This is a genomic window from Pseudoalteromonas sp. 1_2015MBL_MicDiv (assembly GCF_002407505.1).
Lineage (GTDB): Bacteria > Pseudomonadota > Gammaproteobacteria > Enterobacterales > Alteromonadaceae > Pseudoalteromonas > Pseudoalteromonas fuliginea.
The window spans coordinates 109,193-122,464 of sequence record NZ_CP012738.1 but is presented as its reverse complement, the minus strand read 5'-3'; the positions used below and the strand labels follow the sequence as shown (position 1 = coordinate 122,464).

The 13,272-nt window shown below is 39.4% G+C and carries 11 protein-coding genes; 5 read left to right on the top strand and 6 right to left on the bottom strand.

The window, feature by feature from the left end:
- Positions 1–642 precede the first annotated feature (642 nt).
- Entirely contained in the window at positions 643–1,086 is a 444-nt protein-coding gene (locus AOR04_RS18095) for an REP-associated tyrosine transposase (protein ID WP_081824565.1), read from the top strand.
- A gap of 265 nt (positions 1,087–1,351) precedes the next feature.
- Here AOR04_RS18095 and katG read toward each other — a convergent pair whose 3' ends face one another.
- On the bottom strand, positions 1,352–3,532 hold the full coding sequence (gene katG / locus AOR04_RS18090; protein WP_096794214.1) for a catalase/peroxidase HPI: 2,181 nt from the start codon (positions 3,530–3,532) through the stop codon (positions 1,352–1,354).
- 656 nt (positions 3,533–4,188) lie between these two features.
- Here katG and AOR04_RS18085 point away from each other — a divergent pair.
- Positions 4,189–5,097, top strand: a complete 909-nt coding sequence (locus AOR04_RS18085; protein WP_033016400.1) for a tetratricopeptide repeat protein — start codon at positions 4,189–4,191, stop codon at positions 5,095–5,097.
- 20 nt (positions 5,098–5,117) lie between these two features.
- Here the strand turns inward: AOR04_RS18085 and AOR04_RS18080 are convergent, their stop codons facing one another.
- The 5 genes from AOR04_RS18080 to AOR04_RS18060 form a co-directional block, all read right to left on the bottom strand.
- Positions 5,118–5,438, bottom strand: coding sequence for a hypothetical protein (locus tag AOR04_RS18080; protein WP_007379036.1), 321 nt, complete (start codon positions 5,436–5,438; stop codon positions 5,118–5,120).
- 9 nt (positions 5,439–5,447) lie between these two features.
- Positions 5,448–6,209, bottom strand: a complete 762-nt coding sequence (locus tag AOR04_RS18075; RefSeq protein ID WP_096794213.1) for a nuclear transport factor 2 family protein — start codon at positions 6,207–6,209, stop codon at positions 5,448–5,450.
- A gap of 81 nt (positions 6,210–6,290) precedes the next feature.
- The gene (locus AOR04_RS18070; RefSeq protein WP_096794212.1) at positions 6,291–7,034 is read right to left on the bottom strand and encodes a ferredoxin--NADP reductase; all 744 of its coding nucleotides are present in this window, start codon (positions 7,032–7,034) and stop codon (positions 6,291–6,293) included.
- An 896-nt stretch (positions 7,035–7,930) separates the two neighbouring features.
- Positions 7,931–8,635: a purine-nucleoside phosphorylase gene (gene deoD / locus AOR04_RS18065; protein WP_007376638.1), complete on the bottom strand. Its 705-nt coding sequence runs from the start codon at positions 8,633–8,635 to the stop codon at positions 7,931–7,933.
- On the bottom strand, positions 8,635–9,867 hold the full coding sequence (locus AOR04_RS18060) for a phosphopentomutase (protein ID WP_033028666.1): 1,233 nt from the start codon (positions 9,865–9,867) through the stop codon (positions 8,635–8,637). The genes deoD and AOR04_RS18060 overlap by 1 nt, the downstream gene beginning before the upstream one ends.
- 192 nt (positions 9,868–10,059) lie before the next feature.
- Here AOR04_RS18060 and udk point away from each other — a divergent pair, with 192 nt between their 5' ends.
- The 3 genes from udk to AOR04_RS18045 all read left to right on the top strand — a co-directional run bounded on the left by udk (position 10,060) and on the right by AOR04_RS18045 (position 13,052).
- A complete protein-coding gene (gene udk, locus AOR04_RS18055) occupies positions 10,060–10,692 on the top strand; it encodes a uridine kinase (RefSeq protein WP_096794211.1) in 633 nt (210 codons plus the stop codon).
- 17 nt (positions 10,693–10,709) lie between these two features.
- Positions 10,710–11,936, top strand: coding sequence for a NupC/NupG family nucleoside CNT transporter (locus AOR04_RS18050; RefSeq protein ID WP_007376641.1), 1,227 nt, complete (start codon positions 10,710–10,712; stop codon positions 11,934–11,936).
- A 396-nt stretch (positions 11,937–12,332) separates the two neighbouring features.
- Entirely contained in the window at positions 12,333–13,052 is a 720-nt protein-coding gene (locus AOR04_RS18045) for a substrate-binding periplasmic protein (RefSeq protein ID WP_232525560.1), read from the top strand.
- Positions 13,053–13,272: the final 220 nt, after the last annotated feature.

Genomic DNA, 13,272 nt, shown 5'->3' with positions numbered 1-13,272 from the left:
ACCCTGTAGACGCACAGCTTGCTGGCGTGTAAAAACGTAGTTTTTAGGGTATTAAGTAATTAGAAGCCTTGCTTCTCACGTGAGCAAGCTCAACGTCTACAAAACATATTCTGAAACTTGGGTATAAACCCTGTAGACACACAGCTTGCTGGCGTGTAAAAACGCAGTTTTTAGGGTATTAAGTAATGAGAAGCTACGCTTCTAACGTGAGCAAGCTCAACGTCTACAAATCATATTCTGAAACCTGGGTATAAACCCTGTAGACGCGCAGCTTGCTGGCGTGTAAAAACGTAGTTTTTAGGGTATTAAGTAATGAGAAGCTTTGCTTCTCGCGTGAGCAAGCTCAACGTCTACAAATCATATTCTGAAACCTGGGTATAAACCCTGTAGACGCACAGCTTGCTGGCGTGTAAAAACGCAGTTTTTAGGGTATTAAGTAATGAGAAGCTACGCTTCTAACGTGAGCAAGCTCAACGTCTACAAATCATATTCTGAAACCTGGGTATAAACCCTGTAGACGCGCAGCTTGCTGGCGTTTAAAACGTAGTGAGCAAGCTCACGTTTACTTCAAGGTACACCATATAACTTGTTGAACAGTGTGTTTTATCTATATTTATAAAAACCCAATAAATTAAAATCTTTATGTATTCATCTAAAAAACTATTAACTGGGCGCTACACCTGCGAAAACCAATTTTACTCTGTCACAATATGTACTAGAAAAAGAACTCAGATATTCAAAAATTTTGAAAGTGCATGTATAGCAATAAGAGGATTGGTTTATATGCAAAACAAGGTAAATACTATTTGCTATACGTTAATGCCAGATCATTTACATTGGTTGTTTCAATTAAAAGATTTACCTCTTAATGATGTTGTGAGGCAATATAAAAGTATTACCACAGTGAATATTAATAAGTTTAATTATTCTAATGGGTCAATTTGGCAGCAAAACTATTTTGAGCATCAACTTAGAACTGAAGAGGATTTAATTAACCAGGCACGTTATATTGTTGCAAACCCTTTACGTGCTAAGCTTGTAAATGAGGTTGGAGAATATCCATTTTGGGACTGTGTATATTTATAATGGCATATTTAAGTAATGAGAAGCTACGCTTCTAACGTGAGCAAGCTCGACGTCTACAAGTCATATTCTGAAACTTGGGTATAAACCCTTTAGACGCACAGCTTGCTGGCGTATAAAAACGTAGTTTTTAGGGTATTAAGTAATGAGAAGCTTTGCTTCTAACGTGAGCAAGCTCAACGTCTACAAATATATGTTTGCCACTGCGTTATAAATAAAAAAGGGGGAGTAATTAATTACTCCCCCTTTTTTATTTATAACGCACAGATTATTTAATATCAAACCTGTCGGTATTCATTACTTTTACCCATGCATTTACGAAGTCGTGAACAAAGCGTTCTTTGTTGTCGTCTTGCGCATAAAACTCAGCAAGTGCACGTAAAACCGAGTTTGAGCCAAATACTAAATCAACACGTGTTGCAGTCCATTTAGTTACGCCGCTTGTACGCTCTACAATATTGTACAACCCTTTTTCAGTAGGCTCCCAGCGGTACGCCATATCCGTTAAGTTTACAAAAAAGTCATTACTTAAGGTGCCGACATTACTTGTAAATACGCCATGCTGACTGCCATTGTGGTTAGTGCCTAACACGCGCATGCCACCAAGTAATACTGACATTTCTGGTGCACTTAAACCCATCAACTGGCTACGCTCTAGTAAAAGCTCTTCCGCGGATACTACATAGTCTTTTTTCAGCCAGTTTCTAAAGCCGTCATGAATGGGTTCAAGCACATCAAACGATTCGGCATCGGTCATGTCGTCTGTTGCGTCCCCTCGTCCTGGCGCGAACGGTACGGTTACATCAACACCAGCGCTTTTAGCAGCTTGCTCTACAGCAGCAGTACCGCCTAAAACAATTAAGTCGGCAATACTAATAGGCTTACTCAAACCTGCTTGTACTTTTTCAAGTGCACTTAGTACTGTTGCTAAACGCGCTGGCTCATTACCTTGCCAATCTTTTTGCGGTGCTAAGCGAATACGTGCGCCATTTGCGCCACCACGGTGATCAGAACCACGATAGGTACGAGCACTGTCCCATGCAGTGCTAATTAAATCAGCAGCACTAATACCGCTATTAAGTAAGGTTGTTTTTAAATCACTAATTTCGGCGTTTGTGAGTGTGTAGTCAACGGTAGGTACTGGGTCTTGCCAAATAAGATCCTCGCTTGGCACATCGGCACCTAAATAACGTGATTTAGGACCTAAATCGCGGTGAGTTAATTTAAACCAAGCGCGAGCAAATACGTCTGAGAAGTAATCAAAGTCGTTATAAAAACGCTCAATAATTTTACGATACGCTGGATCCATTTTCATGGCCATATCGGCATCAGTCATTATTGGGTTTAAACGAATTGATGGATCTTCTACATCAACAGGCTTGTCTTCTTCTTTAATATTAACCGGTTCCCACTGATGAGCGCCTGCTGGGCTTTTTGTTAATTCCCATTCGTAGCTTAACAGTAGTTTACAGTAGTCGTTATCCCATTTAGTTGGGTGGGTAGTCCATGCCCCTTCAATACCAGAAGTTACTGTATCGCGACCAATACCACGTGTTGTGGTGTTGTTCCAACCAAGACCTTGCTCGTGTACATCAGCAGCCTCTGGCTCTGGCCCTAGGTTTTCGGCTTTACCGTTACCATGCGTTTTACCTACGGTATGCCCACCTACGGTAAGTGCTGCTGTTTCTTCATCGTCCATTGCCATACGCGCAAACGTTTCGCGAACTTGTGCTGCTGTTTTAAGTGGATCGGGTACACCATTAACACCTTCTGGGTTAACGTAAATTAAGCCCATTTGTACTGCGGCTAACGGGTTTTCCATTGTGTCTGGCTTGTCTACATTGGCGTAGCGTCCGTCGCTTGGTGCGAGCCATTCTTTTTCAGCTCCCCAATATACGTCTTTTTCAGGATGCCAAATATCTTCGCGCCCGCCTGCAAACCCAAAGGTTTTTAAACCCATTGATTCGTATGCCATGTTGCCCGCTAAAATAATTAAGTCGGCCCATGAAAGTTTATTGCCGTATTTTTTCTTAATTGGCCATAATAAACGACGCGCTTTATCGAGATTGCCATTATCAGGCCATGAATTTAGCGGAGCAAAACGCTGATTAGCTGTACCGCCACCACCACGCCCGTCAGCTAGTCTGTATGATCCTGCTGAGTGCCATGCCATGCGAATCATTAAACCACCGTAATGGCCCCAATCGGCTGGCCACCACTGCTGGCTTTGCCTCATTAAGTGTTTTAAATCGGTTTTTAAGGCTTCTAAATCTAGTGTTTTAAATGCTTCAGCGTAGTTGAAATCGCTGTCATATGGAGTCGTTTTTGTATCGTGTTGATGAAGTATGTCTAAGTTAAGGGCGTTTGGCCACCAATCGGTATTTGGATTAGACGTTTTAGTATTACTACCATGCATGACCGGACATTGGCCTGCTTTAGGGTTGCTCATTCTGAAATCCTTATAGTACAAAAGTAACGGTTATTTTATTTAGTTGGTTTATGACTTAGTACACCTGCCTAAATACTTATGTGCATTTAATATAGGCTTATAAATTATGCTATACCAGCACCGAACGGCTGTTTAAAACGATTGTTGTCATTTATAATTTTGATGGATAGTTAGTTGTGTATATTTTTTACTGCACTTTGTAATTGTATTTAAAATACGAGATTAAAATATTTATCTTAACTTTTTTAGAAGACCTGTGATCGCACTGAAAAATTTCGGCGTATTGATAAGTGAAGGGCTCAAAAGTGGCTTTGATTTACTTAAGCGCACATTGGAATATCCCCTTCACCATGAAATTATAGTTATAACGATAAAGGTGTATTACCTAAGCCCAATACACCTTTACTTTATAAACCAGATACCTTGTGTATCTTCTTATTTTAACTAACTGAATTGAGTTAAGTAATTGTTCAGCTAAATTCAGTTAGTATGCAATTTATCTCCTGTATTTCCCTGCAACTTTTGTTGTTTTAGCAGTTTTGGCCAGTTCACCTTGAACTGGCTTTTTTTTGTAAAATTTTTGGCTTCACTAGCTTTGTGCCTTTTAGCTGTGCGTGTTAAAGTTACACTCGTAATTAATTTAACTAGGCATACCAATGCGTTATTACATATCCTTACTTTTTGTTTGTTTTACATTTTTTTTGGCTACTGTGAACGCAGCAGAACAAAGGCCAGAAGTGCTCACTGCGCAAGAACAACAACATGCCCTTAGCCAACTAAAGGAGCCTATGTATAAACCACTTTTAGAACGCTACGTTTTAGATGAACTAAAAGCAGTACGACAAGATCAACAAAAGCTACGTGAAGATGTAACTAAACAAGTTACCCACGCCCAACTAGATACCGCTGATCGTGCGCTCACATACACAACCGATACCATTAATAATGTGTTTTTTATTATTACTGCCACGGCATCTATTTTGGTTTTAGTGGGTTGGAACTCGCTACGTGATGTTAAAAATAAAGTAGAAGATATTGTAAATACACGCGTAAGTGTAATTACGGATGAATACGAAGACAGATTAAAAATTCTTGAAGAAAAACTGCGTGTACGCTCTGAAGAAATACTCAGTAACCAAGAACGTATATCGGTTACCAACGAGGTTCATTCACTATGGATGCGCGCCAATTTAGAAAGTGATTTTGCAAATAAAATTGAAATATTTGATGAAATTTTAAAACGTAAACCAGAAGATGTAGAAGCAATAGCTTATAAAGCTGACGCACTACTGGAAATTAACGAAACAGCGCAAGCAATTGAACTATGCAATCAAGCCATTGATATAGATAGTGATTATGGCTACGCATACTGGCAAAGAGCCTGTGCTTTTGCCCTAATACATGAGCATGCAGATGCCCTAGCCGATATTAAAATGGCACTAGATTACTCGCCTAATTTACGTAATGAACTATTACACGAAAGTGCATTTGCAAGCTTACACGATAACGAGAGCTTTAATACAATTGTGGCTGGTGAAGCGTCTGGAATACAATTAAATTTATAGTATGCTGCATGCAGTGCATTTTAACGTTTAAAATATAAATCTATTGCTTTAGCGAGCAGCTCGTCGAGCTGCTCTTCAAAATTATCTATATCAATATCAAAATGATTTAAGTACGCCTTAGCTTGTACTTGCGATAAGTTACGGCTATTTACACTGTATTGACGCTCATCTTTTTGTTTATCGTAACGAGGTAAAAAGACAAACAAGCCGTAATAAGGCGATTTAATATGCTTGTTAGCAAAACGGCAAAAATCTTCTATATGGTTAGCACCATCAGGCCCTAAGCAGCCTGGCTCAACTCGGTACATTAAGCGAATTTTTCTTTCGTCACTTATTTGCATAACAGTCCTTTAACGGAAAAATAAGACGCGTATTATTTTGCCGTCTTTAATTTGATAGCTCGAAATTAACTCTGAACGTTTATCTACAACGTTTTTATCAGTAGAGCATGTTTCTGATAACTCATGATCTATTACTATGTCACCGTGCACTATGCGCTTAATTGGCGATGAGTGAATACATTTTAGTTTTTTAAACATTAGCCCATAACGTGCGATTAGTTTTTCTTTACCTTTAAATAATAGCTCATTTGGGAAAATATAAAACTCTACATCTTCAGAGTACACGCGAATAAACTCTTCAATGTTACGTGCGTTGTAAGCGTTGACCAATTGCTCAACCACGGCAAGTGACTCTCGTGACTGCTTTGCCTTAGTTTGCTGCTTAGTAGTAAGTGCCTCTTTAGCTTGCGTAACTGCTTTTTCGGCCTCGGCAACAGCCACTGCTTTCTCTACTTTATTTTTTGGCTTTTCTACTGGCTGTGGTGCTTCGTTACCAAATACTTTTGAATCATCTGTTTTAGCGGTGTCGATTACCGGTTTTTTAAGTTCGGGCGCTTTGTATTCAAGAGTATTAATTTTATCGTTAGTTTCTATTTCAGTTGCAAAGTTATCTGTGTTGGTATTTTTTGAGACTGAGTCACCTTTATTTGTAACAACTTGCTCTGCACTTTTGAGTTTTGGCTCGGTTACTTTAGGTTGTTGATCTGAGGCATAACTAATCAATGCAACTGTGGTGATTAATGAAGCTAAAATAATGGATAACGGTTTCATAACTTTCCTAATATGAACACTAAACGCGTAATGTGGTGCAACATAACAAATTTTAGAGTTTGCGGGTAGTCATTCAGCCACTTACCAGTACTGTTCGACTGTTATATGTCCAGGCTCTCTGCGCCTGTTACGCTTAAAGCTTTTCCCTATAAGAAGTTCGGTTGTGTCTTTTACCATTTGTGGATTGCCACAAATCATAAATTGGGCATTATTTGGTGCTGGATCTAACTTTACTTTATCAAATAGGCGACTACTTTGAATTGCATCAGTAATACGCCCATGTAAGCCCTCTAACGGCTCTTCTCGGCTCACAACAGGTATATAATTAAGTTGTGCTGGGTAAGCTTTTAAAAGCTCATTTATAAGCGGCTGGTAACTTAAATCACTATTAAAACGTACGCCATGCACTAAGTTTATATGCTGATACTTTTGCCATACCTCAGGTTGTTGCAATATTGATAAAAATGGCCCGATGGCTGTGCCAGTGCCTAACATCCACAACTGCTCACTTTGTGGAATTTCGTCAAGCGTAAAAAAACCTGTTGCACGGCGCTCAATTAATATGTTGTCGCCTGGCTGTAGTTTTGCTAAGCGCGGTGATAAAAGCCCATCAGCTACGTTGATAAGATAAAACTCTAGAGCTGAGCTATCGGGTGAATTAACGTATGAATATGCACGCGCTATGCGTTTATCATCCTCAATTATTGAAAGCTTAGTAAACTGCCCTGCTTTAAATGGCTCTACATCGGCATTAACCGTTAAGCTAAAAAGCGTTTCGTTCCACCATGTTACTTTTTTTACAGTTGCATCAACCCAATTAGACATATTTGACTCCACAATTTAGCGGTTAATCCAGTAAATTATAAAAATGTATGTGCTTTAAACACTAGCATTAACTAGGTAATAGTTATACAAAGCGCTGATGATTTTTATACAAAACAATATGCACCTTGTAGACGTGCAGCTTGCTGGCGTTTAAAAGCAACACTTTTAGAATGATAGCTTGAGTATGTTAAGTAATGAGAAGCTGCGCTTCTTACGTGAGCAAGCTCTACGTCTACAACAATAAGCCAAGCTTCCTCTGTAGACGCGCAGCTTGCTGGCGTTTAAAAGCAACACTTTTAGAGTGATAGCTTGAGTACGTTAAGTAATGAGAAGCTGCGCTTCTAACGTGAGCAAGCTCTACGTCTACAACAATAAGCCAAGTTTACCTTGTAGACGCGCAGCTTGCTGGCGTTTAAGAGCAAAGCTTTTAATGTGATAGCTTGAGTATATTAAGTAATGAGAAGCTGCGCTTCTAACGTGAGCAAGCTCTACGTCTACCACACCAAGCCAAGTTTACCTTGTAGACGCGCAGCTTGCTGGCGTTTAAAAGCAACGCTTTTAGAATGATAGCTTGAGTATATTAAGTCATGAGAAGCTGCGCTTCTAACGTGAGCAAGCTCTACGTCTACAACAACAAGCCAAGTTTACCTTGTAGCGCGCAGCTTGCTGGCGTTTAAAAGCAGCGCTTTTAGAGTGATAGTTTGAGTAAATTAAGTCATAGAAGCTGCGCTTCTAACGTGAGCAAGCTCTACGTCTACAGCACCAAGCCAAATTTACCTTGTAGACGCGCATAAAAAAAGCCGCATTAGATGCGGCTTTGGAGGTTAGTCTCACTTCACTTTGGGCGTGTCTCCAAAACTTAGTGAATACGTTACCAAGGAACTGTTATGTATTATTTAAGCTATTGACTCTAATGCAATTTTAACCATTTCGTTAAACGTGCTTTGACGCTCATCAGCAGGTGTTGCTTCACCAGTAATTACGTGGTCGCTTACTGTAAATAATGCCATTGCGTTTGCGCCGTATTCAGCTGCAACGCCATATAAACCCGCCGTTTCCATATCTACTGCTAGCATGCCTAACTTGTCTAAATCTTTATAGAACGAGTCGTCTGCTTGATAGAAAGTGTCGGTTGTAAATACGTTACCTACTTTTGCTTCAATTCCTAGCTCTTTTGCAGCGTTTACGCCGTTTAAAAGTAAATCAAAGTTAGCAATTGCAGAAAAATCGTAGCCACGTACACGTGCACGATTTACGTTAGAATCAGTGCTTGCACCTTGTGCAAAAATTACGTCACGGATTTTGATATCTGTGCCAATACCGCCACACGTACCAATACGTATAATATTTTTAACGCCAAAGCTTACAATTAGCTCACGAGCATAAATAGACATTGATGGAATGCCCATACCTGAACCCATGATGCTTACTGGCTTACCTTTGTAAGTACCAGTGAAACCGTACATGTTACGAACGCCTGTAACTTGTACTGCATCATCTAAAAAGTTTTCAGCAATATATTGCGCACGTAGCGGATCGCCTGGCATTAATACTGTTTCGGCGAAATCACCAACGTTTGCACTGATATGCGGAGTACTCATTAATTGTTTTCCTTTTTATTTGGCATTGTTAGCTCATTTAAAAAGCTGTCGCCGTAATCAAGTGCAGGTAAACTAAACCACTGTGCTAGGGTTTGGCCTATATCTGCAAAACTGTTGCGTTCACCTAACGGTGTATTAATCATACCTGGTTTATATGCAATAACAGGTACGTATTCACGAGTATGCTCAGAACCTGGAAAGGTCGGGTCACAACCGTGATCTGCAGTGATCATTAATATGTCATCTGCGTCTAACTGATTTAGTATAGTTGGTAAATAGTCATCAAACTCTTTTAATGCTTTTGCGTAACCTACTGGGTTACGGCGATGACCAAATTTTTCATCAAAATCAACTAGGTTAGTAAAAATTAAGCTGCGATCTGGCGCGCTTTTCATTACTTCGCTGGTTTTTTCTAGCAAGTTCATAAGCCCAGGTGCTTTATGCTTTTGGGTTATGCCCTGATGCGCGTAAATATCTGAAATTTTACCAATACTAATTACTTCGCCGCCGTCTTTTGCTAATACGTCTAGCAATGTGGGTGCTGGCGGAAGTACTGAGTAGTCACGACGATTACCCGTTCGAGCAAAGTCTTGGCTATTTGAACCCAAAAATGGCCGCGCAATCACTCGTCCTATATTCATTTCATCAAGTAGCGCCCGTGCGATTTCGCAAACTTGATAAAGCTTCTCTAGGCCGAATGATTTTTCATGCGCGGCTATTTGAAACACGCTATCAGCTGAGGTGTAACAGATTGGTTTACCTGTTTTTACGTGTTCTTCACCTAGCTGTTCTAAAATGGTCGTTCCCGATGCATGGCAGTTGCCTAAAATACCAGGAATACCTGTGCGAGCTATAAACTCGTCAATAAACTCTTGTGGAAAACTCGGCTGTGTTTTTGGAAAATATCCCCAATCAAACAACACAGGTACGCCTGCCATTTCCCAATGACCTGATGGTGTATCTTTTCCGCTAGAAAGTTCTTTAGCGTAACCCCATGCACCTTGTGGTGTTTGGCGATCAGATATTAAACAGGTTTCTCCACCTGCAGCTTCACATGCGTCTATTAATCCTAATTTAGATAAATTAGGAAGCGACAGTGCACTGCCAGTTTCGTCATAATATGCTTTTAGTAAGTGAGCAAATGTGTTAGCGCCAAGATCACCAAATTTATCTGCATCTGGTGCTGCACCGATTCCTAGGCTATCTGCCATTAAGATAATTGCTTTTGCCATTTTGACCTCACTTTGTTTCTAGGTGGTTACTTTATCCGCTCTTTGAATTTTCCGTACAGGACAAAAGTCCTGTTTCATAAAACCTAAACATTATAAATTTGCATTCTTGAGCGAAGCAAAAGAGATTAATCGTGTCTTTTTTGCTATTGTGATCTACCAACAATATATCCTTCTGTGTGGGTGAGAACTTTAGTGACACGAACTACTATTATAGCTATTGCAGGCGCGTCTGCGTCGGGCAAATCTCTTTTTAGCCAAACGATATACAATGAATTGGTTAACGAGCTTGAACCAGGCGCTATCGCCATTATTGAAGAAGATGCTTATTACAAGGATCAGTCGCATTTGCCGATGGCTCATCGTACGCAAACGAATTACGACCATCCTGATGCATTTGAACATGCGTTGATGCTTGAGCATTTAACGCAACTTCGTTGTGGTAACTCAGTTGAAGTACCAACCTATGACTATGCACAGCATACACGCAGCGAAAAAACTCGCCGAGTGCCTGCTGCAAAAACACTCATTGTTGAAGGTATTTTATTATTGAGTGACAAAGCGCTTAATAAAGAATTTGATATTAAGGTGTTTATAGATACACCTTTAGATATTTGCTTAATGCGCCGTATGCAGCGTGATATGGAACAACGAGGCAGAACTTTACAATCTGTTGTTGAGCAATATCAAGCAACTGTTAGACCGATGTTTTATCAATTTATTGAGCCTTCGAAACATAACGCCGATTTAGTTGTGACTCGAGGCGGTATGAACCGTGTTGCGATTGATATAATTAAAAGTAAGATAAAATATTTACTACAAGAATAACAACGGGAAACATTTGTATGACAACATTTATGAGCTTAGTTGGCATGTGCGTGCTGCTAAGCATTGCCTTTGCTGCGTCAACTAATCGCAAGGCAATTAATTTAAGAACCGTTGGCATAGCATTTGCGATGCAAATTGTTATTGGCGGTTTTGTTCTGTTTTTTGAAGCAGGAAAAAATGTATTAACGAGCATGTCAGCGGCCGTTTCATCGGTAATTGGTTATGCGAATGATGGTATTGGATTTTTATTTGGTCCACTTGCCTCACAAGATACATTAGGTTTTATTTTTGCAATTCAAGTTTTGCCCGTTATCGTGTTTTTCTCAGCATTAGTTGCTGTGCTATATCACCTTGGCATTATGGATTGGATTATTAAGATATTAGGCGGTGGTTTACAAAAATTATTGAAAACCTCACGTACTGAATCACTTTCAGCAACGGCGAATATTTTTGTTGGCCAAACTGAAGCCCCTCTTATTGTTAAACCGTTTATTGCAACGATGACTAAATCGGAATTATTTGCAGTTATGGTAGGTGGCTTAGCCACGGTAGCAGGCTCTGTAATGGCCGGTTACGTTATTATTGGTATTGAGCTTAAGTATTTAATAGCAGCGAGCTTTATGGCAGCTCCAGGTGGTTTTTTAATGGCCAAGATGATTGTGCCAGAAACTGAAACGCCTAAAGATAACTTAGCTGATTTAGATTTAGATGATGAAGATAAGCCAGTAAATGTAATTGATGCAGCTGCATCAGGTGCGGCAAACGGCATGCATTTAGCACTTAATGTAGGTGCAATGTTACTTGCTTTTGTAGCGCTAATTGCACTGTTAAACGGTTTATTAGGCGGTATTGGCGGGTGGTTTGATTACCCAACATTAACGCTTCAAGAAATATTAGGTTATGTATTTGCTCCTGTTGCATGGTTACTAGGTGTGCCATGGGATGAAGCAATTATAGCCGGCAGCTTTATTGGTCAAAAGATAGTAGTGAACGAGTTTGTTGCTTACTTAGACTTTATAAATTATCGCGATACGTTAAGCGCGCACACACAAGCAATTGTTACTTTTGCTTTATGTGGGTTTGCTAACTTATCATCGATAGCCATTTTACTAGGTGGATTAGGCGGTATGGCGCCTAGTCGGCGAAAGGATATCGCGCGCTTAGGGCTCAGAGCAGTGTTAGCAGGATCTATGGCTAACCTAATGAGCGCAGCAATTGCTGGGTTTTTCCTCTCGCTAGCTTAGAAACTTATTGAGATGAAACCGGTGTTGCAAAACAAGAAGATAGCTGCTTTAAGGGGTTAAAGTACTATCTAACTTGAACGATACTTCACCAAGGGCCGCAAGGCCCTTTTATCGTTTTAGTACTTTATATTTCAAGTTATCAATCCCTTAATACTTCATACCAAGTTCAATTGGCATAAAAATCATGCGGGTTAAATCATTTTAGAACGTCGTTACACAGCCTCCTAGGCTGATTGCTACAACGTGGAAACATAACTCAGCACGCAATTTATATTTACACTCAAATTTAAATAAACCAATATCTTAGTCACTAATTTTTATGATTAATTTTTTGTATTTTCAATATTTTAAGCCACACTTATATCACTATATTTAACTGAATGACGATTCGCTATTGTGAAATATATTATTTATTTTCTTTTTTTTATTTACTCTGTGCATATTCAAGCAACAGAAACACTGCTTGTTGTTACAGAATTAGCACCACCGAATCAGGTATTGGTTGATGGTGAAGTAACAGGAGAAGGCACTCAATTAATTCGAGATATATTTGCAGAGGCTAAGCTAACACCTAATATACAAATGTATCCGTGGGCGCGTGCTTATAAGTTAGCAACCGAGCAAAGCAACGTTTTTATTTACAGCCTAGCAAGAACACCAGAGCGAGAAGAACAATTTTATTGGATTGCACAAGTGGGACGATTTGATTTGGGGTTTATAGCTCTTTCAGAGCGTACTGATATAGTTATTGAAGGTACCGAGCAAGCTAAAAACTACAAAATAGCGATGCAACGCAATGACTTCTCTACACAGACTCTTTTAAAACTAGGTTTTGAAGCAGTATTCACTAGCGACATTCAAAAGTCATATGATTTATTGCTCGCTAAAAAAGTAGACTTAGTTGTAGACGATCCACTTTATATGCAACAGCTAAGTGATTATTTAAAACTTGAACCCAACCATTTAAAGTTTGTATATAGAATAAACGAACTCACTGTAGGTGCTTACTTAGCAGCGAATAAAAAAACAGACGTTAATGTTGTTAATGCACTTCAGAAGGCGTTCACTGAAATGGAAAAAACAAGTGCGTTACCTTATGGAATTCAGGGTAATTAATTTCTATATGGGATCTATTTAACGTTAAGAAAATTACGCTAGAACTAGGCAAAAATTTTTGTATCTAGTTGCTCTAAATAAAAATTTAACGACGTTATAATGCAGTTTAATTCGTTAAATTGCTCAAAGATTTATACAGGTTGGTATAGTGAGTAAATAAGTGGAGTTGATCTAATCTAATAAACGCAGGTAACTTTCATCAAAATTTAGACACAAAAAA